Origin of the sequence: Caulobacter henricii (assembly GCF_001414055.1) — a bacterium.
GTDB lineage: Bacteria > Pseudomonadota > Alphaproteobacteria > Caulobacterales > Caulobacteraceae > Caulobacter > Caulobacter henricii.
Genome location: NZ_CP013002.1, coordinates 352,516 through 378,453 on the forward strand (window position 1 = coordinate 352,516; position 25,938 = coordinate 378,453).

Annotated in this window: 30 protein-coding genes and 1 pseudogene; 18 read left to right on the forward strand and 13 right to left on the reverse strand. The window is 66.2% G+C overall.

Features of this window, described 5'->3' with window-relative positions:
* The first annotated feature begins 5 nt into the window (after window positions 1-5).
* From AQ619_RS01680 to AQ619_RS01690, 3 genes are read left to right on the forward strand one after another with little or no spacing between them, the layout of a single operon-like run.
* The gene (locus AQ619_RS01680; protein WP_062143371.1) at window positions 6-977 is read left to right on the forward strand and encodes an SDR family NAD(P)-dependent oxidoreductase; all 972 of its coding nucleotides are present in this window, start codon (window positions 6-8) and stop codon (window positions 975-977) included.
* Window positions 977-1,495 (forward strand): hypothetical protein, encoded by a 519-nt coding sequence (locus AQ619_RS01685; RefSeq protein WP_062143373.1) that lies wholly within the window; start codon window positions 977-979, stop codon window positions 1,493-1,495. The genes AQ619_RS01680 and AQ619_RS01685 overlap by 1 nt, the downstream gene beginning before the upstream one ends.
* On the forward strand, window positions 1,492-2,349 hold the full coding sequence (locus AQ619_RS01690) for an SDR family oxidoreductase (protein WP_062143376.1): 858 nt from the start codon (window positions 1,492-1,494) through the stop codon (window positions 2,347-2,349). Before AQ619_RS01685 ends, AQ619_RS01690 begins: the two co-directional genes overlap by 4 nt.
* Here AQ619_RS01690 and AQ619_RS01695 read toward each other — a convergent pair.
* Window positions 2,346-2,675 carry a TfoX/Sxy family protein gene (locus tag AQ619_RS01695; protein WP_084745696.1) on the reverse strand — a complete coding sequence of 110 codons (330 nt, stop codon included), beginning with the start codon at window positions 2,673-2,675 and terminating at the stop codon, window positions 2,346-2,348. The genes AQ619_RS01690 and AQ619_RS01695 overlap by 4 nt on opposite strands.
* On the opposite strand from AQ619_RS01695, the gene AQ619_RS01700 reads away from it, so the two are divergent.
* Window positions 2,674-3,153: a GNAT family N-acetyltransferase gene (locus AQ619_RS01700; protein WP_062143379.1), complete on the forward strand. Its 480-nt coding sequence runs from the start codon at window positions 2,674-2,676 to the stop codon at window positions 3,151-3,153. The two genes, AQ619_RS01695 and AQ619_RS01700, sit on opposite strands and share 2 nt — an antisense overlap.
* Before the next feature lie 58 nt (window positions 3,154-3,211).
* Here the strand turns inward: AQ619_RS01700 and AQ619_RS01705 are convergent, their stop codons facing one another.
* Complete coding sequence (locus AQ619_RS01705) at window positions 3,212-4,480, reverse strand: MFS transporter (protein WP_062143383.1); 1,269 nt, start codon at window positions 4,478-4,480, stop codon at window positions 3,212-3,214.
* A gap of 112 nt (window positions 4,481-4,592) precedes the next feature.
* Here AQ619_RS01705 and AQ619_RS19510 point away from each other — a divergent pair.
* From AQ619_RS19510 to AQ619_RS01740, 8 genes and pseudogenes are all read left to right on the forward strand, one after another.
* A pseudogene (locus AQ619_RS19510) lies at window positions 4,593-4,634 on the forward strand (hypothetical protein).
* Window positions 4,635-4,692: 58 nt separating this feature from the next.
* Window positions 4,693-5,223: a GNAT family N-acetyltransferase gene (locus AQ619_RS01710; protein WP_062143386.1), complete on the forward strand. Its 531-nt coding sequence runs from the start codon at window positions 4,693-4,695 to the stop codon at window positions 5,221-5,223.
* 47 nt (window positions 5,224-5,270) lie between these two features.
* Entirely contained in the window at window positions 5,271-5,846 is a 576-nt protein-coding gene (locus AQ619_RS01715) for a DUF1285 domain-containing protein (RefSeq protein ID WP_062151156.1), read from the forward strand.
* A complete protein-coding gene (locus AQ619_RS01720; protein WP_062143390.1) occupies window positions 5,843-6,493 on the forward strand; it encodes a CoA pyrophosphatase in 651 nt (216 codons plus the stop codon). Before AQ619_RS01715 ends, AQ619_RS01720 begins: the two co-directional genes overlap by 4 nt.
* 93 nt (window positions 6,494-6,586) lie before the next feature.
* Window positions 6,587-7,840: a CCA tRNA nucleotidyltransferase gene (locus AQ619_RS01725; RefSeq protein WP_166504112.1), complete on the forward strand. Its 1,254-nt coding sequence runs from the start codon at window positions 6,587-6,589 to the stop codon at window positions 7,838-7,840.
* Window positions 7,840-8,547: a glutamine amidotransferase-related protein gene (locus AQ619_RS01730; protein WP_166504113.1), complete on the forward strand. Its 708-nt coding sequence runs from the start codon at window positions 7,840-7,842 to the stop codon at window positions 8,545-8,547. Before AQ619_RS01725 ends, AQ619_RS01730 begins: the two co-directional genes overlap by 1 nt.
* Before the next feature lie 100 nt (window positions 8,548-8,647).
* Entirely contained in the window at window positions 8,648-9,352 is a 705-nt protein-coding gene (locus AQ619_RS01735) for a hypothetical protein (protein ID WP_062143396.1), read from the forward strand.
* Window positions 9,353-9,365: 13 nt separating this feature from the next.
* A complete protein-coding gene (locus AQ619_RS01740; protein ID WP_062143398.1) occupies window positions 9,366-10,214 on the forward strand; it encodes an alpha/beta hydrolase in 849 nt (282 codons plus the stop codon).
* Window positions 10,215-10,223: 9 nt separating this feature from the next.
* Here the strand turns inward: AQ619_RS01740 and hemF are convergent, their stop codons facing one another.
* Both hemF and AQ619_RS01750 read right to left on the reverse strand, forming a co-directional pair.
* On the reverse strand, window positions 10,224-11,096 hold the full coding sequence (gene hemF, locus AQ619_RS01745; protein WP_062143401.1) for an oxygen-dependent coproporphyrinogen oxidase: 873 nt from the start codon (window positions 11,094-11,096) through the stop codon (window positions 10,224-10,226).
* Between the two features lie 58 nt (window positions 11,097-11,154).
* Window positions 11,155-11,616, reverse strand: a complete 462-nt coding sequence (locus AQ619_RS01750) for a tRNA (cytidine(34)-2'-O)-methyltransferase (protein WP_062143404.1) — start codon at window positions 11,614-11,616, stop codon at window positions 11,155-11,157.
* Between the two features lie 204 nt (window positions 11,617-11,820).
* Between AQ619_RS01750 and petA the strand changes: the two genes are divergently transcribed.
* Genes petA through AQ619_RS01765 form a run of 3 tightly spaced genes read left to right on the forward strand, consistent with a single transcriptional unit; the run spans window position 11,821 to window position 14,512 of the window.
* Window positions 11,821-12,372: a ubiquinol-cytochrome c reductase iron-sulfur subunit gene (gene petA, locus AQ619_RS01755; RefSeq protein ID WP_062143407.1), complete on the forward strand. Its 552-nt coding sequence runs from the start codon at window positions 11,821-11,823 to the stop codon at window positions 12,370-12,372.
* 5 nt (window positions 12,373-12,377) lie between these two features.
* A complete protein-coding gene (locus AQ619_RS01760) occupies window positions 12,378-13,661 on the forward strand; it encodes a cytochrome b (protein ID WP_062143410.1) in 1,284 nt (427 codons plus the stop codon).
* Window positions 13,662-13,666: 5 nt separating this feature from the next.
* The gene (locus AQ619_RS01765; RefSeq protein WP_062143413.1) at window positions 13,667-14,512 is read left to right on the forward strand and encodes a cytochrome c1; all 846 of its coding nucleotides are present in this window, start codon (window positions 13,667-13,669) and stop codon (window positions 14,510-14,512) included.
* A 22-nt stretch (window positions 14,513-14,534) separates the two neighbouring features.
* On the opposite strand, the gene AQ619_RS01770 is transcribed toward AQ619_RS01765, so the two are convergent.
* From AQ619_RS01770 to ychF, 5 genes are all read right to left on the reverse strand, one after another.
* Window positions 14,535-15,332, reverse strand: a complete 798-nt coding sequence (locus AQ619_RS01770; RefSeq protein WP_062143416.1) for a hypothetical protein — start codon at window positions 15,330-15,332, stop codon at window positions 14,535-14,537.
* Between the two features lie 83 nt (window positions 15,333-15,415).
* Window positions 15,416-16,081 carry a dienelactone hydrolase family protein gene (locus AQ619_RS01775; RefSeq protein ID WP_236849515.1) on the reverse strand — a complete coding sequence of 222 codons (666 nt, stop codon included), beginning with the start codon at window positions 16,079-16,081 and terminating at the stop codon, window positions 15,416-15,418.
* Window positions 16,082-16,095: 14 nt separating this feature from the next.
* On the reverse strand, window positions 16,096-16,779 hold the full coding sequence (locus AQ619_RS01780; RefSeq protein ID WP_062143421.1) for a dienelactone hydrolase family protein: 684 nt from the start codon (window positions 16,777-16,779) through the stop codon (window positions 16,096-16,098).
* A gap of 19 nt (window positions 16,780-16,798) precedes the next feature.
* Window positions 16,799-17,488 (reverse strand): hypothetical protein, encoded by a 690-nt coding sequence (locus AQ619_RS01785; protein WP_062143424.1) that lies wholly within the window; start codon window positions 17,486-17,488, stop codon window positions 16,799-16,801.
* 95 nt (window positions 17,489-17,583) lie between these two features.
* A complete protein-coding gene (ychF, locus tag AQ619_RS01790) occupies window positions 17,584-18,684 on the reverse strand; it encodes a redox-regulated ATPase YchF (RefSeq protein ID WP_062143426.1) in 1,101 nt (366 codons plus the stop codon).
* A gap of 118 nt (window positions 18,685-18,802) precedes the next feature.
* Here ychF and AQ619_RS01795 point away from each other — a divergent pair, with 118 nt between their 5' ends.
* The 3 genes from AQ619_RS01795 to AQ619_RS01805 all read left to right on the forward strand — a co-directional run bounded on the left by AQ619_RS01795 (window position 18,803) and on the right by AQ619_RS01805 (window position 22,228).
* The gene (locus AQ619_RS01795) at window positions 18,803-19,633 is read left to right on the forward strand and encodes a pirin family protein (RefSeq protein ID WP_062143429.1); all 831 of its coding nucleotides are present in this window, start codon (window positions 18,803-18,805) and stop codon (window positions 19,631-19,633) included.
* 205 nt (window positions 19,634-19,838) lie between these two features.
* Complete coding sequence (locus AQ619_RS01800) at window positions 19,839-21,044, forward strand: saccharopine dehydrogenase family protein (RefSeq protein WP_062143432.1); 1,206 nt, start codon at window positions 19,839-19,841, stop codon at window positions 21,042-21,044.
* An 11-nt stretch (window positions 21,045-21,055) separates the two neighbouring features.
* Window positions 21,056-22,228, forward strand: a complete 1,173-nt coding sequence (locus tag AQ619_RS01805; RefSeq protein WP_062143435.1) for a carboxynorspermidine decarboxylase — start codon at window positions 21,056-21,058, stop codon at window positions 22,226-22,228.
* A 3-nt stretch (window positions 22,229-22,231) separates the two neighbouring features.
* Here the strand turns inward: AQ619_RS01805 and pth are convergent, their stop codons facing one another.
* The 4 genes from pth to AQ619_RS01825 all read right to left on the reverse strand — a co-directional run bounded on the left by pth (window position 22,232) and on the right by AQ619_RS01825 (window position 25,867).
* On the reverse strand, window positions 22,232-22,852 hold the full coding sequence (pth, locus tag AQ619_RS01810; protein WP_062143438.1) for an aminoacyl-tRNA hydrolase: 621 nt from the start codon (window positions 22,850-22,852) through the stop codon (window positions 22,232-22,234).
* A gap of 100 nt (window positions 22,853-22,952) precedes the next feature.
* The gene (locus AQ619_RS01815) at window positions 22,953-23,546 is read right to left on the reverse strand and encodes a 50S ribosomal protein L25/general stress protein Ctc (protein WP_062143441.1); all 594 of its coding nucleotides are present in this window, start codon (window positions 23,544-23,546) and stop codon (window positions 22,953-22,955) included.
* A 154-nt stretch (window positions 23,547-23,700) separates the two neighbouring features.
* On the reverse strand, window positions 23,701-24,789 hold the full coding sequence (locus AQ619_RS01820) for a hypothetical protein (protein WP_062143444.1): 1,089 nt from the start codon (window positions 24,787-24,789) through the stop codon (window positions 23,701-23,703).
* 139 nt (window positions 24,790-24,928) lie between these two features.
* Complete coding sequence (locus tag AQ619_RS01825) at window positions 24,929-25,867, reverse strand: ribose-phosphate pyrophosphokinase (protein ID WP_062143447.1); 939 nt, start codon at window positions 25,865-25,867, stop codon at window positions 24,929-24,931.
* Window positions 25,868-25,938 lie beyond the last annotated feature (71 nt).

The following is a 25,938-nucleotide window of genomic DNA, read 5'->3' on the forward strand; positions in this document are numbered from 1 at the left end:
ACGACATGGCCGACCGCATCACCTCGGGCTTCAGCCCCTATACCCCGGCCCGCGACGTGGTCGCCGGCCATGACCTGACTGGCAAGGTCGCCATCGTCACCGGCGCTGCCACCGGCATCGGGGTCGAGACCGCCCGTGCCCTGGCCGAAGCCGGCGCGGAGGTCGTCATCGCCGTCCGCAAGCCGGACCTGGCCGAAGCCGCCGTCGCCGAGGTCAACAAGACCGCGAAAGGTGCCAAGGCCTCCTGGTCTATGCTGGATCTTTCCAGCTTCAAGTCGATCCGCGCCTTTGCCGAGCGCTGGGGCGACAAGCCGCTGAACATCCTGATCAACAATGCCGGCGTCATGGCCAGCCCCCTGACCTATACCGAGGACGGGCTGGAGATGCAGGTCGGCACCAACCATTTCGGCCACTTCCTGCTGTCGGTGCTGCTGGCCCCGAACCTGATCGCCGGTGCCAAACAGTCGGGAAAGAGCTCGCGGCTGGTCTCTCTGTCATCGATCGGCCACCGCCGGGCGGGCTTCAACTTTGATGACCCGCATTACAAGACCCGCGCCTACGACAAGTGGGAAAGCTACGGCCATGCCAAGACTGCCAACGCCCTGTTCGCGGTCGGCTTCAACAAGCGCTTCAGGGATCAGGGCGTGTTCGCCAACGCCGTGATGCCGGGCGGGATCATGACCCCGCTGCAGCGCCACCTGCCGATCGAGGAGCAGATCGCCCTGGGCTGGATCGACGAGCACGGCAAGGTTCGCGACGGCTTCAAGACGACGGAGGAGGGCGCCTCGACCAGCGTCTGGGCCGCCGTCGGCGACGAGCTGGAAGGGATCGGGGGGCTCTATCTGGAGGATCTCGCCCAGGCAGAGCCCTGGACCAAGGAAAAACCCTGGGCCGGCGTCCTGCCTCATGCCCTGGATCCAGAAGCTGCCGACCGCCTGTGGGCCCTGTCGGTGGAAGCCACGGGAGCCGGGGCCTGATGGAGAGCCGCCCCGTCCTGCGGTTGGCCGCTGTAGCCACCCTTGTCGGGGCGGCCATCGATATCCTTGCGCCTTTCGTGATCTATCCGCGGCTGGCGGAGCCCTGGCCGCATCTGGTCTATGTGATCATCGACGTCCTGCTGCTCTTTGGCATTCTGGCCGTGCGCTCCGTGAGCGGACGGTCTGCCGGGCCCCTGGCCCTGGTCGGCTTTGGGCTGGCCCTGCTGGGCCTGATGCTGGTGAGGACCTCGTCGGCCGCCATCTTCGGCGAGGCGTCCTACATGATCGCTTCCAGCGTCTGGTCGATCGGCATGGTGGTCTGGAGCGTCGATCTGCTGCGCGCCAGGGGGCGATTCCGCATCGCCGCCGGCCTGTGGATCGCCGCCCTCGTCATCGGCCTTGCCGGGCTTGTCCTGAAGGATCACGGTCCGATCGCGCACGTGGCCAAGATGGCCTTCATTCTCGGCTTCGTGGCCGCCGCCGTCGATCTGCTCAAAGCCCTTGGAGAACCCCAATGAGCCTCAAGAACAAGACCCTGTTCATCACCGGCGCCTCGCGCGGCATCGGTCTGGCCATTGCCCTGCGGGCGGCGCGAGACGGAGCCAATATCGTCATCGCCGCGAAGACGGCGGAGGCCCATCCCAAGCTGCCGGGCACCATCTATTCGGCCGCCGCCGAGATCGAGGCGGCCGGCGGCAAGGCCCTGCCCCTGGTCGTCGACGTGCGCGAGGAGGCCAGCGTTTATGAGGCTGTCGAGAAGGCCGTGGCCCGGTTCGGCGGTATCGATATCTGCGTCAACAACGCCTCGGCCATCTCGATCACCGGCACCCTGTCGACCGAGATGAAGCGCTATGACCTGATGCACCAGGTCAATGGCCGCGGGACCTTCCTGACCTCCAAGGCCTGTATTCCGCACCTGAAGAAGGCGGAGAACCCGCACGTCCTCATGCTGTCGCCGCCCCTGGACATGAAGCCCCGCTGGTTCGCGCCGCACGTCGCCTATTCGATGGCCAAGTACAATATGAGCCTGTGCGTTCTGGGCATGGCCGAGGAGTTCCGCAGCGACGGCATCGCCTTCAATGCCCTGTGGCCGAGAACCGGTATCGCCACCGCCGCCATCCAGTTCGCCCTGACCGGCGAGGAGGGGCTGCGCCACTGCCGCACGCCGGAGATCATGGCCGACGCCGCCCACGCGATCTTCGGCAAACCGTCGCGCGAGTTCTCCGGCAATTTCCTGATCGACGACAGTTTCCTGTTCGAGCAGGGCGTCACCGACTTTACCCCCTATGCCGTCGATCCGGCCGCCACCCTGATGCCGGACTTTTTCGTGCCGGAAGACAGCGTGCCGCCGCCGGGGGTCAAGATCGGCTAGCGCTTCTTCTTCCGCGAAGCCACTTCCAGCGACCTGCGGGCCCAGTCGACCAGCAGGTCGCTGTCGTCCAGCGCCTCCACCGGCGCGGACCAGTAGGCCATCGGCTTGCCCTCGCCGATGGGATCAAAGGCCTGGGAACCCGCCGCTTCGAAATCGGGTTTCAGCGACTCGTCGCCCTTGAGATAGAGGGTGTCGTCGTCGATCAGGGCGAAGAACAGGCCGTTCGCATAGAGCCCGACCCCGCCGAACATCTTGCGTGAGGTCAGCACCCCCAGCGGGGCCAGCTGTTCGAGTACGAAGTCCAGATAGTCCGAAGAGACCGCCATGCCCGTTTCCATCCGCCCCGCCGTCGCCGCTGACAGCGCCCTGATCCTGCAGTTCATCCGCGATCTGGCCGAGTATGAAAAGCTGCTCGATACGGTGGAGGCTACGGAAGCCCATGTCACGGCGGCGCTGTTCGGGGACCATCCGCGCGCCTTTGCCGACATTGCCGAGCTCGACGGCGTCCCGGTGGGCTTTGCCCTGTGGTTCTACAATTTCTCGACCTTTGTCGGCCGGCACGGCATCTGGCTGGAGGATCTGTTCGTGCGGCCAGAAGCCCGGGGTGCCGGGGCCGGCAAGGCCCTGCTGGCTGGCCTGGCCCGGCGCTGCGTGGACGAGAATCTGGGCCGGCTGGAATGGTCGGTCCTGGACTGGAACGCCCCGTCGATCGCCTTCTATGACAGCCTTGGCGCGGCCGCGATGGACGAGTGGACCATCCGTCGCCTGACCGGCGAGGCCTTGAAGAGTTTGGCGGAGGCCTGAGCCTGTCGAAGGACGAGGGCAAACCCAGAGAAGGGGGCGAGCCCACTCTCGCCAGGCTCTATTCCAGCCGGTCAGCCTTGCGCAGCTCCGGGAACATCCAGGCCCACAGGCCGGTCACGCCCAGCGCGCCGATGCCGCCAAACACCACGGCGCCGACCGGGCCCAGAAACCAGGCCGCAACACCGCTTTCGGCCTCGCCCAGTTCGTTCGAGGCGCTGATGAACACCCCCGAAACGGCCGACACGCGGCCACGCATGGCGTCGGGGGTGACGATCTGGACCAGGGTCTGGCGCACATAGACACTCAGCATGTCGGCCCCGCCGAGCAGGGCCAGGGCCCCGACCGAGAGCCAGACCAGCTTGGACAGACCAAAGACCACCGTGGCGGCACCGAACACCGCCACGCCGAGGAACATGACCCGGCCAGCATGGCGACGGATCGGATTGCTGGCCAGATAGATCGCCACCAGAGTGGCCCCCACGGCCGGGGCAGCCCTTAACAGTCCAAAGCCGCCGGGTCCGATGTGCAGCACATCCTTGGCAAAGACCGGCAGCAGGGCGGTGGCCCCCCCGAGGATCACCGCGAACAGGTCGAGAGAGATCGAGCCAAAGACGATCTTGTTGTTCCAGACATAGGACAGCCCCTCGCGGATCAGCTCCAGCCGTGAGCCCTCCTGGGCCTCTGGCCGGGTGTTGGTCCGGATCATCAGGGCCAGGAGGGCCGCGACCAGATAGAGGGCAAAAGAGGCACCGAAGGCCAGGGTCGGCGAGTGGATCAGCAGCAGACCGCCCAGGGCCGGCCCGATGATCGAACCGCTCTGCCAGGACAGCGAACTCCAGGCGATGGCCCGGGGCAGCAGCGGACGGGGCACGAGCATCGGGCTCATGGCGCTGCTGGCGGGCGACAGAAAGGCCCGGCTGGCCCCGAACACCACCGATACGGCAAAGATCGGCCACAGGGCGTGTGAGCCGCTCAGGGCCAGGATCAGCAGGACAAGGGCGCTGACGGCGTCGATCGCCAGGGTGGTTGCGACGATCAGCTTGCGGGTCCGGCGATCGGCGGTTTCGCCGGCGATCAGGGTCAGGGCCAGCAGGGGCAGGAACTGGGCCAGGCCGATCATGCTGACCAGGAAGGCCGACTCGCCGACCGACCGGGTCAGGCGGGCAATGGCATAGACCTGCCAGCCCAGGGCCACTGACTGGATCTGAACCCCCAGCGTCGAGGCGAAGCGCGCCGTCCAGTAAAGGACGAAGTCACGCTCCCGCAACAGGGCGCGGGTAGAGGTGTCAGGCGGGGGCGGCTCGGCCAGGTCGGGGGCGTCGGACATCGCACTGCACCATAGAGGCGCTGGCCCGCGCCGCAACGTTATTGACCTGGCTGCGGCTTGGCCCTACAGCGCCCGCGAGTTGATGCCCTCAAAGGGCGGGAGAGGTCCGGCCATGCGCCTGCGACGAATGACGCGCGAACGCGCCACGATCTGAAGCCCTCCCGCGTTCTGGCGTCGGGAGATCCCGACGACCTTTCGCATTCCGAAGGCTGATGACCGCTCTTTCTTCAACCGCCGTCCCCCCCATCCCGATCTCCGCGCCCGTCCTCGTGCTCGAGACGCTCGCCCTGGAGACGGCTGTCACCGCCCTGATCGACCGGGTGTTTGGTCCTGGTCGTTTCGCCAAGGTTTCCGAGCGTCTGCGCGAGGGCAACCGCCTGCTGGCGGACTGTTCGTTCGTCGCCCTTCGCGAGGGTCAGCCGGTGGGCTGCGTACGCCTGTGGCCGGTGTCGGTCGGCGGTCAGGCCGTTGCCTTTCTGGGGCCACTGGCCGTGGATCCCGGCGAGCGCAGCGTGGGTCTGGGTCAGGTCCTGGTCGAGCAGGCCTGCGAGGCAGCCAGGATCGCCGGCTGGAAGGCGGTGTTGCTGGTCGGCGATGCCCCCTATTTCACCCGGGCCGGTTTTTCAGCAGCGCGGACGGCGGGCATTGCCCTGCCGGGGCCGGTCGACCAGCGCCGGGTCCTGCTCAAGGCCCTGGTCGAGGGCGGCGATGAGGGCCTGTCTGGGATGGTGACCCTCACCTGACGCCACGGACGCTTGAGTGGGGCCCAAGCATGCCCTACCTGAAGCCCATGACCGCGCAATCTTCCAAGGCCGGACTTGAGGGCGTCGCCGCCGCTGCCAGGGACGCGGGCACCCGAGGCCTGCCGCCGGTGCATCTGTGGCATCCGGCCCATTGCGGCGACATCGATATCCGTATCCGCAAGGACGGGGTGTGGTTTCACGAGGGCACCCCGATTGGCCGCGAGGCCCTGGTGCGGCTGTTCTCGACCGTCCTGAGGCTGGATCCGGACGGCTATCATCTGGTCACTCCTGCCGAAAAGATGCGGATCCAGGTCGAGGATGCGCCGTTCATCGCCGTGCGCGTCGATCGTGTTGGCGAGACCCTGCGGTTCGAGACCAATGTCGGCGACGTGGTCGAGGCGGGGCCGGACCATCTGATCCGGGTCGAGACGGATCCTGTGACCGGCGAACCGCGACCCTATCTGCATGTGCGTCGCGGCCTTGAGGCCCTGATCGCCCGGCCGGTCTTCTATGAGTTGGCCGAGATAGCCGAGCCCAGGGCTACTCCGGAGGGCGAGGTGTTCGGCGTCAGTTCGAACGGGGCCTGGTTCCCGATCGCTGCGGCCGGTTCGGTTGTCGCATGACGCCGGAGGCGCGGCGGGCCTGGATCACCAGCCGCCTTGACCCCCTCGACCGTTTTGATCCCAGCCTGGCGGACCCGGTGCGGTCGGACTTCGATCTCAATCCCGGCCTGAAGTTTGACAATCCGCACGCCCTGCGGCCTGCAGCGGTCCTGGTCGGGCTGGTCGAGCGCGAAGAGGGGCTGACGGTGCTGCTGACCCGTCGCGCCGATACCCTGCGCAGCCATACCGGCCAGATCGCCTTTCCGGGCGGTCGCTGCGATCCCGGCGAGACCCCCTGGCAAACAGCCCTGCGCGAGGCGCAGGAAGAGGTCGGCCTGGATCCCGGCTTTGTCAGCCTGGCGGGCCTGTTGCAGGGCTACCAGACGGTGACCGGCTTTCATGTCACGCCGGTGGTGGGCTTCATCGACCCGACGGCCCGCTTTGTAGCCAGTCCCCACGAGGTGGCCGATGTGTTCGAGACGCCGTTCGATTTCCTGATGGACCCGGCCAACCATCAACGCCAGCATCGCGATACGCCCAGCGGAGAGCGGCGGCATTTCTACGCCATGCCCTGGAACGACCGGTTCATCTGGGGGGCCACGGCCGGGATGTTGCGGTCGCTGCATGACCGACTTCACGATGAATCCACAGAACAAACCGTGGGCTAGGGTGGATCGCCCGTAGCGGCCGTCACGCTTCCTGCCTAACAATGTCGCTCCTGCTCTTTGGGGGGGCGTGCGACGTGCGTAGGAGTTGATCGCTTGAATACCGAATCGATAGGCATAGCGCCCTGGATGGCGCTGCCGGAAACCCGGGCTGTCATTGCGGCACTGGAAGATCGCGGCTTCGTCGGCTGCGCGCGATTCGTGGGCGGCTGCGTGCGCAACACCCTGATGGGCAAGCCCATCGACGATATCGACATTGCCACCACCCTGACCCCCGACCAGGTCATTGACGCCCTAGCCCATGCCGGGCTGAGGGCGATCCCGACCGGGGTGGACCATGGCACCGTCACCGCCATTTCGGGCGGCAAGCCCTACGAAATCACGACCCTGCGCCGCGATGTCAGCACGGACGGCCGCCGGGCCACGGTGGCCTTCAGCCAGGACTGGGGCCAGGACGCCGAGCGCCGCGATTTCCGCTTCAACGCCCTCTATGTCGATCCCGAAGGCCGGCTCTATGATCCGACCGGCGAGGGCGTGAGGGACGCGCGCGAGGGGCGGGTGGTGTTCGTGGGCGATCCCATGACCCGGATCCGCGAGGACTATCTGCGTATCCTGCGCTTTTTCCGCTTCCAGGCCTGGTACGGCAAGGTCGAGCCCGACCAGAAGGCCCTGGCCGCCTGCAAGGCGCTCAAGGGCATGGTCTCGGGCCGCGCCGCCGAGCGCACCCAGAAGGAGCTGATGAAGCTTCTGGCCTCAGACGATCCGCGCCCCGCCCTGCGGCTGATGGCGGCGACGGGCGTGCTGGGCTCGATCCTGCCCTTCGTGAAATCCCTGGCCCGTTTCGAAAGCCTGCTGGCGATCGAGACCGAGCAACTGTTCGAGAATGATCCGGAGCTGCGTCTGGCCGCCCTGATCCCAGATGATCCCCAGGTCGCCGAGCAGATGGCCGAGCGCCTGCGCCTACCCAACAATGTCCGCGACCGGCTGGTCGACGCGGTCGGCAAGAGCCCGCGTATCGTCAGCTGGATGAGCCCGCGCGAAGCCCGCCGTTGCGTCTATGCCCTGGGGATCCGGACCTTCTCCGACCGGATCAAGCTGGCCTGGGCCGGTTCTGGGCGACCGGTGACCTCGCCGCAATGGCGGGGGCTTCTGGCCCTGGCCGAGACCTGGACGCCGCCGCCCTTCCCCCTGTCGGGTGACGAGGTCATGCAGGCTGGCGTGCCCAAGGGGCCGCAGGTCGGCGAGGTGATGCGCGAGATCGAGATCTGGTGGATCGACCAGGATTTCATCGAGGACAAGTTCAGCGCCATCGAGCGGCTGAAGGCGGTCGCCCAGGGCATGGTCTACTGATGCGGATCGGCCTGCTGGAGACCGGCGCGCCGCCGGAGTCCCTGCAACCGGCCTTTGGCCGCTATGGCGGCATGTTTCAGACCCTGCTGGGGGGTGATCATCAGTATACGGTCTATGACGTTCAGGCGGGTCAGTTGCCCGGCGCGCCAGGCGAGCAGGACGCCTATCTCATCACGGGTTCGTCGGCGGGGGTCTATGATGATCTGGCCTGGATCGCGCCGCTGATGGACTTCCTGCGCGCCGCCAAGGGCCAGGCGGCCCTCGTCGGCGTGTGCTTTGGCCACCAGGTCATGGCTCAGGCCTTCGGCGGTCAGGTGGTCAAGTCCGACAAGGGCTGGGGCGTGGGCCTGCACCGCTATGAGGTCGCCCGGCCCCAGGCCTGGACCGATGCCCCCAGCGTGGCCATTCCCGCCTCGCACCAGGATCAGGTGGTGGTCCTGCCGCCCGCGACGACGGTAATCGGCGGCAGTCCTTTCACGCCCTATGGCCTGCTGTCCTATGACGATGCCCCGGCGATCTCGATGCAGTTTCATCCCGAGTTCGACCCGGCCTATGCGGCGGCCCTGATCGAGGCCCGGCGCGGCAGTCGCTACAGCGACGAGCAGGCCGACGCCGCCCTCGCCACCCTGCAGGCCCCCAATGACCGACTACGGGTCGGCGGCTGGATCCGGTCCTTTCTGCGGCAGGCATCGGGCGACCAGGCTTGACTCCCTGGCGTGTGCATCCGGCGCAATGCAATTCAACATTGAGATAAGGCCAGGTTTGGGATAACGTGGGTCTGTCAACAACCCTGATCGGGTGGCCGCGATGGACTCGCTGGATCTGATGCTGGCTCTTGTCACCGCGACAGGGGCCCTTGGCCTGACGGCGATGAGCCTGGTCGACGCCCTGAAGACCCTGCCCTGGGGTGGCGTGTCCTGGATCGGCTTTCCCTTTCTGACCCGGGTGATTGATCCCCTGAAGGCCCCCCTGGCCGCGGCGATGGGGGAAGACTGGCGCAAGATTATCCTGGCCCACTGGATCAACGGGCGTCCGCGCAGCGAGCAGATCGGCGTGATCCGGTCGATGATCCGTCTGGGACTCAATGCGGAAACGGCCCCAGAACTGGCACGTTTCGGTGGCGTCGGCGCGGCCGAGCTGACGGTCGTGGCGGAGAAACTCAGGACGGGTCAGGATCTGGAACAGGCTGACGTCAATCTGATCGGCCGGCTCGAAGCCTCGATCGAGGCCCGTCTGGACGGGGCCTTTGACCGTGCCGAACAGGCCTATCGCAACTGGTCACGGCTGCTGGCCGGGGTTGTGGCGGTGATCCTGGCGGTGGTGGTCCAGAAGATCATGGCCGACTCTGGATTGCCCAAGGGCGACCTCGGTCCATTCGTGGACTCGGACAGGGCGGTCTGGGCGGCCGTCGTGGTGGGCCTGCTGGCCGTGCCGGTCGCACCGATCGCCAAGGATCTGGTTTCGGCCCTGACCGCCGCCTCCAAGGCCCTGCAGACCGCCCGCCGCCTTTGACCGGTCGGCCCTCATGACCCTCTATCTGAACCTTCGACAGGGCGCGCTCGGCTACGGGCTGCGAGAGGTACCCGATCCCCTGGAGGGGGACGGTCTGGTCGCCAGACCGACCCTGAAGCGGCTTGAGCACCGGGATTTCGCTGCCCGTCTGGACAACAGATCGGTCGTGTTTGCGGTTCACGGCTTCAATGTCTCCTATGACCGTGGCCTGCGCTCGGTCGCGCGGCTTGAAGCGGCGCTCAAGCCCCTACTGCCGGCGGATTTCGTGGTCGTCGGGGTGCTGTGGCCGGGCGATTTTCTGATTCCGGCGATCAACTATCCCGGTGAATGGCGCGATGCGGTCGAGGGCGGGCGGCATCTGGCGCTCTATGCCGACACCTGGTTGCGAGGGGCGCGGGACCTCCATTTCCTGTCCCATAGCCTGGGTGGCCGTCTGGCGCTGGAGGCGACCGCCAGGCTGGGTCGCAAGGCGGGGCAGGTTTGCCTGACCGCGCCGGCCACCGACGACGACTGTCTGGAAAGTCCCTATGACGCCAGTGTCCGCAATGCCCGGGGCCTTACTTATCTGGCCTCAAAGCGGGACATGGTTCTGAAGGCCGCCTATCGCATCGGGGACTGGGCCGGCGATCTGTTCTTCGGCGATGACGATGCGGCGACGCGCGGCGCGCTGGGCTGGCACGGGGCCCGCTGGCCGCGCACCGACCAGCCTGGGGTCCAGGGCGAGCAGATCGCCAAGGCCGACAACTATGGCCACGGCTCCTATTTTCCGCCGGGCAAGCCTGGCGAGGCCATCAGCCTGCAGCAGTCCCGCGTCGCGACCTATGTCGCGCAGTTTCTGCGAGGCGGCCCGGCGCGATGGTGAAGGATCCGCCTAGGGCCACTTCACCGACGGCGGCATGGAACTGAGGATTGATTCGACATTGCCGCCGGTCTTCAGGCCAAACATCGTGCCGCGATCATAGAGCAGGTTGAACTCCACATAGCGCCCGCGCTGCACCAGCTGCTGCTCGCGCTCATCGGCCGTCCAGGCCTCGCCCATGCGACGGCGCACCAGTTCCGGATAGACCTCGAGGAAGGCCCTGCCGACGTCCTGGGTGAAGGCAAAGTCCCGCGACCAATCGCCGCTGTCATGGTGGTCGTAAAAAATCCCGCCGATGCCGCGCGGCTCATTGCGGTGAGGCAGAAAGAAATACTCGTCGCACCAGGCCTTGTACTTGGCATGCCAGTCGGGGTGGTGCGCGTCGCAGGCGCGCTGATAGGCAGCGTGGAAGTCGATGGCGTCGGGAAAGTCCTGTTGACGCTGATAGCCGAGCAGGGGCGTCAGGTCGCCGCCGCCGCCGAACCAGCTCCTGGTCGTGGCGATGAAGCGCGTGTTCATGTGCACGGCCGGCACACGCGGATTGGTCATGTGGGCGATCAGACTGATGCCGGTGGCGAAGAATCGCGGGTCCTCGTCAGCGCCCGGCATGTTCTTGGCCATTTCCGGCGTGAAGGTGCCAAACACCGTCGAGCAGTGGACGCCGACCTTCTCGAACAGTCGGCCGTGCATCATCGACATCACGCCGCCACCGCCCGCAGCGCGGTCCCAGGGCTTGCGCTCGAACCGGCCCGGCTGGCCTGGATAGAGATCGGCCGGGGCCTCGTCCTCCAGGCGCTCGAATTCCGTGCAGATCTGGTCGCGCAGGGTTTCAAACCAGGCGCGGGCGCGAGCCTTCTTGTCGTCGAGATCGGAAACGTCGGTCATGACAGCCGCTTAAGGGCTCGGCGCGCGCGGTGCAAATCCGGGCTTCTGCGTAGGACCATCAGGGCCGGTAAAAGCCGTCGGTCTGTCGCAGGGCCTCGCCCAGCGCCATGGCGGCGGTCGTCGCGAGATTCATCGATCGGGCAACGGGTTGCAGCGGGATCACCAGCCGACCCTGGGCTGCAGCATGAACCTCATCCGGGGCCCCGCGACTTTCATTGCCGAACAGCAGGGTATCGCCCGGCTGAAACTCAAATTGATGAAAGGGGACCGCGCCCCGCGTCGTGAACAGCAGCAAGCGGCCCTCGGCGCGTTCGGGGGCGGCAAGAAAATTGTCCCAGCTCAAATGGCGCTGCATATGGGCCAAAGGGCCGTAATCCAGGGCCGCCCGCTTCAGGCTTTTGTCATCCAAGGGGAAACTGCACGGCTCGATGACGTCCAGACCGACCCCAAAACAGGCGGAGAGACGAATCGCAGCCCCAAGGTTTTGCGGAATGCCTGGTTGAAAAAGCGCGAGACGCATTCTAAGCGAACCACCACAAGGTTAGCAGGGACATTGCTGCGAATCGAAAGGGCTTGCGGACTCACGCCGCGCGTCCGATAGGACGATCCAACCGTCGTCTTGTGACGGAGATCCGTTCGCGGGTCGAGAAAGATACGGCGCCGAAAGGCGCATCTCCTGGCCGGCCGGCCCTCCCGGCGCGGCGGAATCGAAGGGTGACTTAAGGTGGCCGACACCGCCGTGGGCGCAACGACCGAGCCGGAACATGGGGCTGATCCCAGCCGGCGCGACTTCATTTACATCGCGACGATCGCGGCTGCCGCGGGCGCCGGGGCATCGCTTGTTTGGCCGTTCGTCGATCAGATGAACCCGTCAGCCGATACGCTGGCCCTGGCCTCGACCGAATTCGACCTGACCAAGGTCGCGGACGGTCAGCAGGTGACGCTGAAATGGCGCGGCAAGCCGTTGTTCGTGCGAAACCGCACGAAGGCGGAGATCGCTGCGGCGGTTAAGGACGACACGGCGGCCCTGAAGGATCCGCAGACCGACGCGGAGCGGGTCAAGCCGGGCAAGGCCCAGTGGCTGGTCCTGATCGGCAGCTGTACGCACCTGGGTTGCGTGCCGACCTTCGGCGGCGGCGACTATGGTGGGTGGTTCTGCCCCTGCCACGGTTCGCACTACGACACCTCGGGCCGGATCCGTAAGGGTCCCGCTCCGAAGAACCTGGCGGTTCCGGAGTACGCCTTCCTGTCCGACACCAAGGTCAAGATCGGTTAAGCGAGATGAGCGGACATTCGACCTATGAACCGAAGACCGGTTTCGAGCGTTGGCTCGACGCCCGCCTTCCGATCGTGCGCCTCGGCTACGACAGCTTCGTCGACTACCCGACGCCGCGTAACCTGAACTACTGGTGGACCTTCGGCGGCATCCTGTCGCTGTGCCTGGCCTCGCAGTTGATCACCGGCATCATCCTGGTGATGCACTACACGCCCAGCGCCGATCACGCCTTCGCGTCGGTCGAGCACATCATGCGTGACGTGAACTACGGCTGGCTGATCCGCTACATGCACTCCAACGGGGCGTCGATGTTCTTCATCGCCGTCTACATCCACATGTTCCGTGGCCTCTATTACGGGTCGTACAAGGCCCCCCGCGAAGTGCTGTGGATCCTGGGCTGCGTGATCTACCTGCTGATGATGGCTACCGCCTTCATGGGCTACGTCCTGCCCTGGGGTCAGATGTCCTTCCATGGCGCGGTCGTGATCACCAACCTGTTCGGTGCCCTGCCGATCGTCGGCGAGAGCATCACCACCTGGCTGTGGGGCGGCTTCGCCGTCGACAACGCCACGCTGAACCGCTTCTTCTCTCTGCACTATCTGCTGCCCTTCATGATCGCGGGGGTCGTGATCCTGCACATCTGGGCCCTGCACGTGGTCGGCCAGAACAACCCGACCGGCGTCGAGCCCAAGTCGAAGGCCGATACCCTGCCCTTCACGCCCTATGCGACGGTGAAGGACGGCTTCGCGATGAGCGTCTTCCTGATCCTCTTCGCCTTCTTCGTCTTCTACATGCCCAACGCCCTGGGCCACGCCGACAACTACATCCCGGCCAACCCGCTTGTGACGCCGTCGCACATCGTTCCGGAATGGTACTTCCTGCCGTTCTACGCGATCCTGCGCGCCGTGCCGGACAAGCTGATGGGCGTGCTGGCCATGTTCGGTGCCATCGGCTGCCTGTTCGCCCTGCCCTGGCTGGACACCTCCAAGGTGCGTTCGATGCGCTACCGTCCGACGGCTCAGATGTACTTCGTGATCTTCGTGGTCGCCTGCATCATCCTGGGCTTCTGCGGTGCCAAGCTTCCCGACGATCAGGTCATCCCGCACGTGACGACGTTCAAGTTCATCGATGCGGACCTGAACAGCTTTGTGTGGCTGAGCCGGATTGCGACGCTGTACTACTTCGGCTTCTTCCTAGTGATCCTGCCGATCCTGGGTCTGAAGGAAACGCCTCTGCCGGTGCCGGACTCGATCGCTTCCCCGGCGCTGTCGCCTGCTGAGAAGGGCTGAACCCGATGCTGCGCAAACTCTCCATCATCGCAGCCGTCGCGGGTCTGATGGTTGGCGGCCAGGCCCTGGCGGCCGGTCACCCCCACAAGCCCAAGGACGTCGCCTGGTCCTTCGAAGGTCCGTTCGGCAAGTTCGATCAGGCCCAGCTGCAACGCGGCTACAAGGTCTATCGGGAGGTCTGCTCGGCCTGTCACTCGATGACCCTGGTCAGCTTCCGCAACCTCGGCGACAAGGGCGGCCCGTTCTATAGCGCCGAGTACAAGAACTCGAACGACAACCCGTGGGTCAAGGCGATCGCCAAGGACTACGAGGTCGCCGACATCGATTCGGAAACCGGTGATGCGATCAAGCGTCCGGCCACCAGCGCCGACCGCTTCCCCGCACCGTTCGCCAACGAGCCGGCCGCTCGCGCCAACAACGGCGGTGCCCTGCCGCCGGACATGTCGCTGCTGGCCAAGGCCCGCACCGGCGGTCCGGACTACATCTACTCACTGCTGACCGGCTATCATGAGCCGCCGGCCGGCCTGAAGGTTGGCCCAGGCCAGCACTACAACCCCTACATGCCTGGCGATCTGACCGCCGCCTGGTCGGGTCCGCACGACAAGGTTCCGGCCGGTGGCTTCATCGCCATGGCTGCGCCCCTGAAGGACGGCCTGGTCACCTTTGACGACGGCACCAAGTCGACGGTCGACCAGCAGGCCAAGGACGTCTCGGCCTTCCTGATGTGGGCCGCCGAGCCCAAGCTGGAAGAGCGCAAGAAGATGGGCTTCGTGGTCATCCTCTATCTGCTGCTGTTCTCGGGCCTGCTCTATGCGAGCTACCGCAAGGTCTGGAAGAACGAGTCGCACTGACCGTTCTGAACGATCGACAAGATCAGGGCCTGGCGGAAACGCCGGGCCCTTTTTCTTTGGCTGCCCATCTGGCTGGAAGAAGCCACAGGTGGCCGCCCTGGGCGTCAAGACGCAGGCGATAGGCCGACAGCAACTGGACGCCCACCGCCCCGGCCACGCCCTCTGGCAGGTCGCCGGCCACGACGGCTTTCAGGTGCTGGCGAAGGGTTCCGTTCAGCGACAGGCCGGCCAGCCGCCCGGCCGGCTTCTGCCGGGGGGCGTCGGCTTCACCCCGCGCCCGCACGCCGCCGTTCGAGGCGGTGTCGAGGGCAAAGGCCCCGGTCAGGCTGGTGAAGCCGTCCGAGGCCGTGGCCCGCACCGTCGCCACCCCGCCGACCACGGTCACCGCCAAGGGCGCTGCTGCGGGGGTAAGGGCCGCGTCCCGCGCCTCGAGGCTCAGGCGGCAGGGCGCGAAGTCGAGGCTGACCACATAGCGATCGAGAATATCGGCCCCGATTACCCCGACAATGGGGGCGATGAAGCCGACACTGCGATAGTCGAGATCCCGAACGACGATCGGAACCGCCTCGAGCCTCTGGCCGGCCAATTTGACCGGCAGGGTCAGGTCCGTCTGGGCGTAGCCGCTCATCTGGGCCTTGGTGTCGTGCAGCAGGGTCTGGGGGGCAGAGAGGTCGATGACGAAGTCGCCGGCCATGTCAGCCAGGGCGGCGGGGGCGACGATGGCCCCGTTCTCGAACCAACAGGCCGTATCGCCGGCCAGGGCCGGGCCAGCCGCCGCGAGGGACAGGCAACCAATCAGCAGGGATGAGCGGCGGCGCATGGGCGCGATCCTAGCCAAGCCGGGCGGCGAGGGCGACAGGGACGAGGGCCCCTTAGACCTGGGTCTGCCCGTTTGCCCGATCTCTAGACCTCACCCCGGCTCCCGCCGCCTCGCTGGAACAGCTGCAGCGTTCGCAGCATGGCCAGCCGCGCGCTGTCAGCGTGATGGCCGTTGGGGGCGACAAAGGCATGGCCGGCCTCATAGAGCCAGACCGGGAGGTCGGGATGGGCGGCCCCGATCGCCTCGACATCGGCCAGGGGGATCATCGGATCGGTCTTGCCGAAATGCAGGGCGGTCGGAACCTTCGGCGTTTCGCCGACATATTGCAGGATGTCGCCGCCATAGAAGCTGGAGACCGCCGACAGGCCCTCCACCCGGGACGCCGCGAGCCAGGCGGTGGTGCCACCAAAGCAGAAGCCCATGGCGAAGACCGGTCCCTGCAGGGCGTCGACACAGGCCTGGACGCGCGGCAGGGTGGTAAGGCCCCAATCGGTGGCGCGACCCATCGCCATGCGCTGGTCAAGGATCGCCGGCTCAGTATTGGCTTGAGGGAAGGGCGCATCGGCCGGGTCGAACAGAGCCGGGGCCAGGACCTCATAGCCCTGGTCGGCGAGGCTGTCGGACAGTTCGCGGATGTGGGGGGTGACGCCCCAGATGGCATGCAGGATGACCAGTCCGCCCCGGCGGGCGTCCTGATGTGGGGCGTGCCAGGCGGTGAAGGGCTCGCCCTCACGCGTAGACGGGACCATCGCCGTGCCCATGCTCAGGCGGCGCCGTGAGCCAGGAACAGGTCCAGGGTACGACGGCGGGCCAGCTGCGCGTCGGTGAGGTCAGACTCCGGCCGGCCGTCATTGTTGAAGCCGTGGCCGCTGGCCTCGTAGATGTGGACCGGAACCTCCGGATGGGCGGCGGCGATCGCGGCCTGCACCTCATCGGCGGGGATGTGTCCGTCCTTGCGACCCAGATGGACGATGACGGGGCAGGAGAGGGCAAACTTGGCCATGCCCGCCACCTGGCCGCCATAATAGCTGGCGGCGGCCGAGAGGCCCTTGCAGCGGGCCGCTGCCAGCCAGGCCATGGTGCCTCCATAGCAATAGCCGACCACGAAGACTGGCCCGCGCGGGGCCAGGAAATCGATACAGGCCTGGACATCGCCCATGGCGTTCTCGGGTCCGTTGGCCTTGGCATAGCGGACGCCGGCCTCGAAACCGGCCGGCTCATGGTCGGCGACGAAGCCCTGTTCCTGGCGGTCGAACATCGAGGGGGCCACGACCTCGAAGCCCAGCTCCGACCAGCGGGCCACATCCTCATGGACATAGCGATCCAGGCCGAAGATCTCCTGGATCACGATGACCCCGCCCCTGCGCGGTCCCCGGGCCGGCGCATGGGCCGCCGAGAAGGCGAAGCCGTCATGGCCGGCGGTCAGGGTGAGGTTGTGGTCGGTCATGGGGTGTTGCCTCGCCGCTTCAGGGCTTCAGCGCGCAGACGGCCGCGCCGGTGGCCTTGGCCCGGGCGCAGGACATGGCCTGCAGGGGGGCCTTGGAGCGGGGCTGGGGGGCGTCGATGATATAGCCCGACCCGCCATTGCAGAGCACCTCATAGCGTGAGATCGGCGGATCACCGCCGCCGCCCAGATAGGTGGCATTGATGGGCTTGCACGTCAGGCCGGCCTTGCTAGCCAAGGTCGCCACGCCGGCGAGGGAGCCCCTGTTGGCGGCCAGGTGGCAGGTCGCCAGCTTGCCCTTGGCGGCTTTTTCCGAAGCGGCCAGGGCCAGGCAGTCATAGGCGTTGACCGTGTCGCCGCTCTTGGAGACGATCCAGCCGAAGTCGTCCTTGCAGGCGACTTCATAGCTGACCGTGCGCTTGCCGCCCTTGATGCTGTCCTTGACGACGCCCGCCGTGGTCTGGTCGCAGGTCACGCCGGCCTCGGCGGTCAGTTCGCGCGCCGCCTTCTGTTGCAGGGGGTTGCCCGGTTCAAGCGCCTTGCCGCCCTCATTGGCCGCCTGATAGCGGCCCATGGTGTAGGCCGGAGTCACCTCGCGGGGGCCGGTGACATTGGCCGATGGCGCGCCGTAACTGCCGGTACCACCGGACGCCTGGGCCAGGGCGCTGCCAGCGACCATGGCGAAGGCAAGGGAAAGGATCAGTCTTTTCATGTTTCGGCCCCTGAACTGAGGGGCGGAGAATGGCGCCGCAGCCTGACGCCGTCGAGCCCCGGAAATGATGCTTTCCGGGGGCTCGATCAGGACGATCAGACGTTGAAGCGGAAGTGCATGACGTCGCCGTCCTTGACGACATAGTCCTTGCCTTCGGCGCGCATCTTGCCGGCTTCCTTGGCACCGTTCTCGCCGCCCAGCTTGACGAAGTCGTCAAAGGCGATGGTTTCGGCGCGGATATAGCCCTTCTCGAAGTCGGTATGGATGACGCCAGCCGCCTGCGGGCCGGTGTCGCCGACATGGATGGTCCAGGCGCGGGCTTCCTTGGGGCCGACCGTGAAATAGGTCTGCAGGTCCAGCAGCTTGTAGGCCTCGCGGATCAGGCGGTTCAGGCCCGGCTCTTCCAGGCCCAGGGTTTCCAGGAACTCGGTCCGCTCTTCGGAGTCGAGCAGCGCGATTTCACTCTCGATCTGAGCCGAGATGACCACGCTCTTGGCATTGTCCTTGGCGGCGCGTTCGGCCACCAGGTCGCTGTACTTGTTGCCCTTGTCGGCGCTGGCCTCATCGACATTGCAGACATAGAGGGCCGGCAGCGAGGTCAGAAGCTGCAGCATGTGCCACGCCTTCTCATCGTCGGCATCGATCTTGGCGGCGCGGGCCGGGCGGCCTTCGCGCAGCAGGGCCAGGGCGATATTGGCCAGGCGCAGGGTGTTGGCGCTTTCCTTGTCGGCACCGACCTTGGCGCGCTTTTCGAGGGCGGGCACCCGCTTTTCGAGGCTTTCCAGATCGGCCAGCATCAGCTCCATCTCGATGATCTCAAGATCGCTGATCGGGTCGATGCGGCCTTCCACGTGGACGATGTCACCGTCCTCGAAGCAGCGGGCCACGAAGGCCACGGCGTCGCAGTCGCGGATATTGGCCAGGAACTGGTTGCCCAGGCCCTCACCCTTGGACGCGCCGCGCACCAGGCCGGCGATGTCGACGAAGGTGATGCGGGCCGGGATGATTTCCTTGGAGCCGGCGATCTTGGCCAGGGCGTCGAGGCGCGGCTCGGGCACTGCGACTTCGCCGGTATTGGGCTCGATCGTGCAGAACGGATAGTTGGCGGCCTGGGCCGACGCCGTCTGGGTCAGGGCGTTGAACAGGGTGGACTTGCCGACATTGGGCAGGCCGACGATGGCGACTTTAAGGGCCATGGATCTCTCGTGAATTTCGTTGGCCGCGACCTAGCACGGATGATCGGCAAGGCGAAGGGCAGGGACTTGCACCATCTGTAACCGCATCCGATATCAAAGGCGGAACAGGAGCCGACTGATGAGCCTTCGACCCGTGGTGAAGATCGTGAAGGGCGTCCCCGCCTCGGATGGAGACGGCGTGCGCCTGACCCGAATGCTGGGCACGGCCGAGGCCCAGATGTTCGACCCGTTCCTGATGCTGGACTGTTTCGACAACGACCAGGCGTCCGACTATATGGGCGGCTTTCCCGACCATCCGCATCGCGGCTTTGAGACCGTGACCTACATGCTGGAAGGCCGGATGCGTCACCGCGACAATACCGGCCGCGAGGGCGTGATCGGGCCTGGCGGCATCCAGTGGATGCGGGCCGGCCGCGGCATCGTCCATTCCGAAATGCCCGCGCAGTCTGAAGGCCGCATGCGCGGCTTCCAGCTGTGGGTGAACCTGCCGGCGAAGCTGAAGATGAGCGCGCCCGGCTATTCGGAGTTCGAGAGCGAGGCCATCCCGGTCGAGGCGCGCGAAGGCGGGGTTACGGTCAAGGTGATCTCGGGCGTCACGGAAGCGGGCACGGCCGGACCCATCGGCGGCGGCGCGGTCGACGCGCTCTATTTCGACATCGTCCTGCCGGCCGGAAGCCGCTTCGAGGAGCCTGTGGGCGCTGACCGCAATGCCATGCTGGCGGTCTATGAGGGTCAGGTTCGCGTGGCGGGTGGCAAGATCGACGCCCTGTCTGGGGTGTTCCTGGGGCGGGGCGACACGGTCCTGGTCGAGGCCGTCACCGACGCTCGCCTGTTGTTGCTGGCGGGCCGCCCGATCGGCGAGCCGGTGTTCTGGCACGGACCCTTCGTGATGAACTCGCGGGACGAGATCGTGCAGGCCTTTGAGGATTTCCAGAGCGGCAAATTCTAGCCGCAGATCGGTCCGGCCCGGCATGAGCCGTGGCCCAGGGATCACGATGGCGGGCCGGAGTCTGCGTCGGATCCGGAGAAGGTAGAGAACTGTCGCAGCTTCTGCTTAGGGTGATTAGCGGACTCGACGTCCTCGTGATAAGACCCCCGCCCCCCTCTCGCAGGCGTTCACACTGCAGAGGCTACAGGCGTTAGGAGAAGGCCAAATGAGCAGGGTGCTGGTTATCGGTGCTGGCGGTGTTGGTTCGGTTGCCGTCCACAAGATGGCGATGAATACGGACGTGTTCTCGCACATCACGCTGGCGAGCCGAACGAAGTCGAAATGCGACGCCATCGCGCAATCCGTCAAACAGCGCACGGGCGTGACCATCGACACGGCTGCCATCGACGCCGATGACGTGGTGGCGACCACGGCCCTGATCCAGGCGGTCAAGCCCGCCCTGGTGGTCAATCTGGCCCTGCCCTATCAGGACCTCAACATCATGGACGCCTGTCTGGCGGCCGGGGTGAACTATCTCGACACGGCCAATTACGAGCCGCGCGACGAGGCCAAGTTCGAATACAAGTGGCAGTGGGCCTATCAGGACCGCTTCAAGGACGCCGGTCTGATGGCCCTGCTGGGCAGCGGTTTCGACCCGGGCGTGACCTCGGTCTTCACCACCTATACCAAGAAGCATCTGCTGGACCGGATCGACACGCTCGACATCCTGGACTGCAATGGCGGCGACACCGGCCTGCCCTTTGCCACCAACTTCAATCCCGAGATCAATCTGCGCGAAGTGACCGCCCCGTCGCGGCACTGGGAAGGCGGCCAATGGGTCGAGGGCCCGGCCCTGAGCCACAAGCAGGTGTTCGACTTCGAGCAGGTCGGCCCGAAGAACATGTACCTGATGTACCACGAGGAACTTGAGTCCCTCGTGAAGTTCTATCCGGAGATCCAGCGCATCCGCTTCTGGATGACCTTCGGCGACAGCTATCTCAAGCACCTGGACGTGCTGGGCAATATCGGCATGACCAGCATCGAGCCGATGATGTTCCAGGGCCGGGAGATCATCCCGATCGAGTTCCTGAAGGCCCTGCTGCCCGAGCCGTCCTCGCTGGGCCCGATCACCAAGGGCAAGACCAATATCGGCACGATCGCGACCGGTGAGAAGGACGGCAAGGCCCGTACCGTCTACATCAACAACATCTGCGACCACGAAGAAGCCTACGCCGAGACCAACAACCAGGCGGTCAGCTACACCACGGGCGTTCCGGCCATGATCGGGGCGGCCCTGTTGCTGACCGGTCAGTGGAAGGGCGCGGGCGTGTTCAACATGGAGCAGCTGGATCCCGATCCGTTCATGGACATGCTGAACAAGCATGGCCTGCCCTGGAAGGTGCAGGACCTGGACGCGCCCCTGGCCTTCTGATCGATCCGCAGATGGAAACCAAGGCCGCCGGCCCCGGCGCATTCGCCCGCTTTGACCTGTATCGCGTCCCGTCGCCCTGTTTCGTGGTCGACGAGGTCGCGGTGCGGCGCAATCTCGCCATGCTCAAGGCCGTCGGTGACGGATCCGGAGCCAGGGTCCTGCTGGCCCTGAAGGCGTTTTCGATGTGGTCGCTGGCCGATGTGGTCGGCGAGTATCTGGACGGTGTCTGCGCCTCGGGCCTGTGGGAAGCACGGCTGGCCCGTGAGTTCTACAAGGGCCACCTGACCACCTATTCGCCGGCCTACAAGGCCGAGGACCTGCCCGAGATCCTGCGGCTGTCCGACTCGGTGATCTTCAACGCGCCCGCCCAGATCGCCCGCTTTGCCGATCTGATCGCGGCGGCGCGGGCGGCGGGCGAGGTGTTCGATATCGGTCTGCGTCTCAATCCCGAGCACAGCGAGGCCGAGGTCGCCAAATATGATCCCTGCCAGAGGGGATCGCGCCTGGGCTTTCCGGTCTCACAGCTCCGCCCGGAACATCTGGACGGCGTCGACGGTCTGCATATCCATGCCCTGTGCGAACAGGATTTCGCGCCTCTGCAGCGGATCTGGGCGTCGGTGGAGCCGAGGCTGGAAGGGATGCTGGGCCAGCTGAAATGGCTGAACCTGGGTGGTGGCCACCATGTCACCCGGGCCGACTACCAGACCGCCGACCTGATCGCCTTCCTGGCCGATATCGGCCAGCGCTACGGGCTGCAGGTCTATATCGAGCCCGGAGAGGCCATCGCCCTCGACGCCGGCATACTGGTCGGCGAGATCCTCGACACCTTCGACAACAGCGTGCCGGTGGCCATCACCGACATCTCGGCCACCTGCCACATGCCCGATGTCATCGAGGCGCCCTATCGGCCGGCGATGCTGGGCGAAGTCGAGGGCGGGGTGACCCTGCGCATCGGCGGGCCCTCGTGCCTGGCGGGCGACATCATCGGCGACTATGGCTTTGCCGCACGGCCGCAGCCGGGCGCGCGCATCGCCTTCCTCGACCAGGCGCACTATTCGATGGTCAAGACCAACACCTTCAACGGCGTGCCCTTGCCGGCCATCGCCCTGTGGAACAGCGACAGCGACGCCCTGAAGCTGGTGCGCGAGTTCGACTATCCCGAGTTCCGCGACCGGCTGTCCTGAGATTCAGTCCTCGGACTTGGCCGGCTTCTTGGGGTCGGCCTTGGGTGAGGGGGCCAGGCGCATGATCTCGGCCTGGTAGCGCTCGTCGTCTCCCGCAGCCGCAAAGGGCAGGGCGTCGCAGATCGCGTCCAGCAGCGGGTCCAGCCACTGGTGCTCGACCTTGTGAAAGTCGCCCAGCACATAGTGCATGACCATGGCCTTGTCGCCCGGATGGCCCACCCCGATGCGGCCGCGCCGGAAGGCGTCGCCGACCTGGCTGGTGATCGAGCGGATGCCGTTATTGCCCGCCGCCCCGCCGCCGGCCTTCATCCGGAAGCGGCCGGGAGCCATGTCGATCTCGTCGTGGAAGACGATCACGTCGGCCGGGGCCAGCTTGAAGAACTTCATTGCCTCGCCCACGGCGCGGCCGCTCTCATTGTAGTAGGTCTTGGGCTTGAGCAGCAGCAGCTTGATTGGGCCGTTCGGCGTCGAGACCGAGCCTTCGCAAGCCAGGCCCTGAAAGCGCGCGCGCCAGGGTCCGGTTCCCCAGCGGCGGGCCAGGGCATCGACCGCCATGAACCCGACATTGTGCCGGTTCTTTTCGTACTTGGCCTCGGGATTGCCGAGACCGGCCAGGATCAGCATGGCTTCAATCCAAGGGGGAGGCGGAAACGAAAAACGGGCGGGCTTTGTAAGCCCGCCCGTCTCGATATCAGATCGGCGATCCGACCAAAGGCGACTGGCCTCAGGCGGTGGTGTCGCCTTCGCTCGATTGCGACGCGGCCGAGGCCTTGACGTTGGCGATCACGAAGTCGCGGTCCTGGGCAGGCTTCACGCCTTCCGGCAGCTTCACTTCCGAGATGCGGATGACGTCGCCGATGTCGTGGCCGGCCAGATCGATGACCAGTTCTTCGGGGATCTTGTCGGCCGGGCAGGCCAGCTCGACGGTGTGACGGATGACTTCCAGCGTGCCGCCCTTCTTCAGGCCGACCGAGGTGTCGTGGTTCTTGAAGTGAACCGGAACTTCGATCTTGATCAGCTGGTGCTCGTCGACGCGGTACAGGTCGAAGTGGACCGGCTCGTCGGTGACGGCGTGGAATTGCACGGCCTTGGCGATGACCGACTGCTTCTCTTCGCCGTACTGCAGCGTGACCAGGTGGCCGAGCAGCTTGCCGGTGTAGAGCGCCTTGCGGAATTCGTTGCCCTTGACCGCGATGTTCACGGGAGCCTTGCCGCCGCCGTACAGGACGCCGGGGACCTTGCCATTGCGGCGGGTTTCGCGAGCGCCGCCGGTGCCGGCGCGGTCGCGGAGTTCAACGTTCAGAATGATCTCGGCCATGATGGTCTCTCTGGAGAGCCCCTGCTCTCGAAATGTGAAGCCGCCGCACAGGACTGGATTGCCCCGCTCGGTCGACGTTTTTTGGGTCGCGCTACATACACAGAAGGGCCGGGCGATGCAACGCCCGGCCCTTCAAACTCTTGAGGTCTTTCCGCTATTTGCGGGTAGCCGGCTTCTTGGCGGCGGCCTTGGCCTTCTTGGAGTTGCGGCCCGCGCCGCCGCCCTGACCGATCGAGGCCTTTTCCGGCATGGCGCGCGGCGGAGGAACCGGCTCGACCGGCATCGGGGTGCCGGAGGCCTTGATTACGCACTGGCCGGTATCCATCAGGACATGCTGGCCGAGGCAGAAGACGTCCTCATAGTGCGGCTTGGCGACGGCCAGACACTGGTAGAGGTTCAGCTTGCCCATGTTCAGGCACATGGCCGAATTGGGCTCGGCCATCACGGCCTCGATGGTGGCGAGGTTGTCGTCTCCGGCCGCGCCGAGCGCCGCCAGGGCCGCCACGGCCAGGCCGCGAACGACGACCGGCGAATAGGGTCCGGCGGCGGCGCGCGGCGTCAGGCTCAGGGGCTGGACGCCCACCGAGGCCTGCTGCAGGGCTGCCACATCGCTGGTCTCGCCCAGGGCCGGGATCGCTGACATGGTCTTGGCATAGGCCAGGCGGCCGTCGCGGTCCGGGACCGAGGCCTTGGACCAGGCCGAGCGCTGCACGTCATAGGCGGCCTGTTTGACGGCCTTGCCGGCGGCATAGACCTTGAGGCCTTCCGCGCCGAGCGTGTCGATCACGAGGCCGGCGGCTGTGTCGCTGCCCTTGAAGCCGACCGCATAGGCCGGATCGGCGATCAGCTGGGCGATCACCTGCTGGCGCTGGGCCGGGTCGGCCGCAAAGCTGCGCACGTCACCGACAAAGGCTGGATCCTGCAGGGCGATGACGGCGGCATAGGCGGTCGCGCCCGACAGCAGCTGCTTGGGCTCATAGGCCACGCCCACCTTCAGTGAAGACTGGATCTGTTCGCCGTTCTGGAAGTCGGGACGTATCGCGCCGGCCCGGGCCATGTAGCCGCGGAAGGCACTGGCCCGCTCGACCAGCACATTGGACAGGGTGATCGGCGGCGGGGCCGGCGGCGCGACGACGACGGGCGGCGGCGGGGGGGGCGGCGGAGTCTCGCAACCGGCCAGGACGCTGGCCAGGGCGACGGCGGCCGTCAACAGAACGGCGCGCGCACGCGAAGAAATAGGCATTCCGGGCAACTTCCCCATGGGTCTGGTTTTCGCAGATAGCATCTGCGGCGGGCGGTATTGTGACACTCAGCCCGTTAAGCAGCCTTTGACAAGCGTAGCCGCAAGCAGCTTCGCTCAAGGGGGGAAGGGACCGAAGCGATCAGTCGAACAGCTTGGAGACCGACTCTTCATTGGCGATCCGGCGGATCGCTTCACCGATCAGCGGGGCGCACGACACATAGCGGATCTTCGGGCAGGCCTTGACGGTGTCGGAGGCCTCGATCGAGTCGGTAACCACCAGTTCGGTCAGGACCGAATTGGCGACGCGCTCGGCCGCCGCGCCCGACAGCACCCCGTGGGTGACATAGGCGCTGACCGAGACCGCGCCCTGGGCCACCAGGGCGGCGGCGGCGTTGCACAGGGTGCCGGCCGAGTCGGCGATGTCGTCGAACAGGATGCAGCGGCGGCCCGAAACGTCGCCGATGATATTCATCACCTCAGATTGGCCGGGGCCCGAGCGGCGCTTGTCGACGATGGCCAGGTCGGCGTCGTTGAGGCGCTTGGCCAGGGCCCGGGCGCGCACCACGCCGCCGACGTCGGGCGAAACCACCATCAGGTCATCGCCGATCGAATAGTTGCGGATGATGTCGTCGGCCAGCAGGCGCGAGGGCAGCAGGTTGTCGGTCGGGATGTCGAAGAAGCCCTGGATCTGGCCGGCATGCAGATCCATCGTCAGGACGCGGTCGGCGCCCGAGCGGGTGATCAGATTGGCGACCAGCTTGGCCGAAATCGGCGTGCGGCCGCCGGTTTTGCGGTCCTGGCGGGCATAGCCGAAATAGGGAAGGACGGCGGTGATCCGCTTGCCCGACGCGCGCTTCAGGGCGTCGATGCAGATCAGCAGCTCCATCAGGTTGTCATTGGCGGGATAGCTGGTCGACTGCAGGACGAAGACATCCTCGCCGCGGACGTTCTCGTCGATCGTGACGAACACTTCCAGGTCGGCGAACCGGCGCACCTGGGCGCGGGTCAGCGGCATGTCGAGATACTCCGCAATCGACTGGGACAGCGGACGGTTCGAGTTGCCGGACAGCAGCTTCATGGGGGCGCTCGGAGCAGGGGGTGTCGCGTTGCGGGGCTTCTAGCAGCGATCGGCCCCGGGGCAAGACCTTA

Bases quoted from the DNA above. Each gene is read 5' to 3' on its own strand.
- AQ619_RS01800 (WP_062143432.1), top strand. From the start codon at position 19,839: ATGAGCAGGGTGCTGGTTATCGGTGCTGGCGGTGTTGGTTCGGTTGCC.
- AQ619_RS01815 (WP_062143441.1), bottom strand. From the start codon at position 23,546: ATGGCCGAGATCATTCTGAACGTTGAACTCCGCGACCGCGCCGGCACC.
- AQ619_RS01785 (WP_062143424.1), bottom strand. From the start codon at position 17,488: ATGAAAAGACTGATCCTTTCCCTTGCCTTCGCCATGGTCGCTGGCAGC.
- AQ619_RS01765 (WP_062143413.1), top strand. From the start codon at position 13,667: ATGCTGCGCAAACTCTCCATCATCGCAGCCGTCGCGGGTCTGATGGTT.
- AQ619_RS01690 (WP_062143376.1), top strand. From the start codon at position 1,492: ATGAGCCTCAAGAACAAGACCCTGTTCATCACCGGCGCCTCGCGCGGC.
- ychF (WP_062143426.1), bottom strand. From the start codon at position 18,684: ATGGCCCTTAAAGTCGCCATCGTCGGCCTGCCCAATGTCGGCAAGTCC.
- AQ619_RS01705 (WP_062143383.1), bottom strand. From the start codon at position 4,480: ATGTCCGACGCCCCCGACCTGGCCGAGCCGCCCCCGCCTGACACCTCT.
- AQ619_RS01825 (WP_062143447.1), bottom strand. From the start codon at position 25,867: ATGAAGCTGCTGTCCGGCAACTCGAACCGTCCGCTGTCCCAGTCGATT.
- AQ619_RS01780 (WP_062143421.1), bottom strand. From the start codon at position 16,779: ATGACCGACCACAACCTCACCCTGACCGCCGGCCATGACGGCTTCGCC.
- AQ619_RS01735 (WP_062143396.1), top strand. From the start codon at position 8,648: ATGGACTCGCTGGATCTGATGCTGGCTCTTGTCACCGCGACAGGGGCC.
- AQ619_RS01740 (WP_062143398.1), top strand. From the start codon at position 9,366: ATGACCCTCTATCTGAACCTTCGACAGGGCGCGCTCGGCTACGGGCTG.
- AQ619_RS01820 (WP_062143444.1), bottom strand. From the start codon at position 24,789: ATGCCTATTTCTTCGCGTGCGCGCGCCGTTCTGTTGACGGCCGCCGTC.
- AQ619_RS01700 (WP_062143379.1), top strand. From the start codon at position 2,674: ATGCCCGTTTCCATCCGCCCCGCCGTCGCCGCTGACAGCGCCCTGATC.
- AQ619_RS01720 (WP_062143390.1), top strand. From the start codon at position 5,843: ATGACGCCGGAGGCGCGGCGGGCCTGGATCACCAGCCGCCTTGACCCC.
- AQ619_RS01795 (WP_062143429.1), top strand. From the start codon at position 18,803: ATGAGCCTTCGACCCGTGGTGAAGATCGTGAAGGGCGTCCCCGCCTCG.
- AQ619_RS01750 (WP_062143404.1), bottom strand. From the start codon at position 11,616: ATGCGTCTCGCGCTTTTTCAACCAGGCATTCCGCAAAACCTTGGGGCT.
- AQ619_RS01715 (WP_062151156.1), top strand. From the start codon at position 5,271: ATGACCGCGCAATCTTCCAAGGCCGGACTTGAGGGCGTCGCCGCCGCT.
- AQ619_RS01680 (WP_062143371.1), top strand. From the start codon at position 6: ATGGCCGACCGCATCACCTCGGGCTTCAGCCCCTATACCCCGGCCCGC.
- AQ619_RS01685 (WP_062143373.1), top strand. From the start codon at position 977: ATGGAGAGCCGCCCCGTCCTGCGGTTGGCCGCTGTAGCCACCCTTGTC.
- AQ619_RS01770 (WP_062143416.1), bottom strand. From the start codon at position 15,332: ATGCGCCGCCGCTCATCCCTGCTGATTGGTTGCCTGTCCCTCGCGGCG.
- AQ619_RS01805 (WP_062143435.1), top strand. From the start codon at position 21,056: ATGGAAACCAAGGCCGCCGGCCCCGGCGCATTCGCCCGCTTTGACCTG.
- AQ619_RS01760 (WP_062143410.1), top strand. From the start codon at position 12,378: ATGAGCGGACATTCGACCTATGAACCGAAGACCGGTTTCGAGCGTTGG.
- AQ619_RS01775 (WP_236849515.1), bottom strand. From the start codon at position 16,081: ATGGTCCCGTCTACGCGTGAGGGCGAGCCCTTCACCGCCTGGCACGCC.
- AQ619_RS01695 (WP_084745696.1), bottom strand. From the start codon at position 2,675: ATGGCGGTCTCTTCGGACTATCTGGACTTCGTACTCGAACAGCTGGCC.
- pth (WP_062143438.1), bottom strand. From the start codon at position 22,852: ATGCTGATCCTGGCCGGTCTCGGCAATCCCGAGGCCAAGTACGAAAAG.
- hemF (WP_062143401.1), bottom strand. From the start codon at position 11,096: ATGACCGACGTTTCCGATCTCGACGACAAGAAGGCTCGCGCCCGCGCC.
- AQ619_RS01710 (WP_062143386.1), top strand. From the start codon at position 4,693: ATGACCGCTCTTTCTTCAACCGCCGTCCCCCCCATCCCGATCTCCGCG.
- AQ619_RS01730 (WP_166504113.1), top strand. From the start codon at position 7,840: ATGCGGATCGGCCTGCTGGAGACCGGCGCGCCGCCGGAGTCCCTGCAA.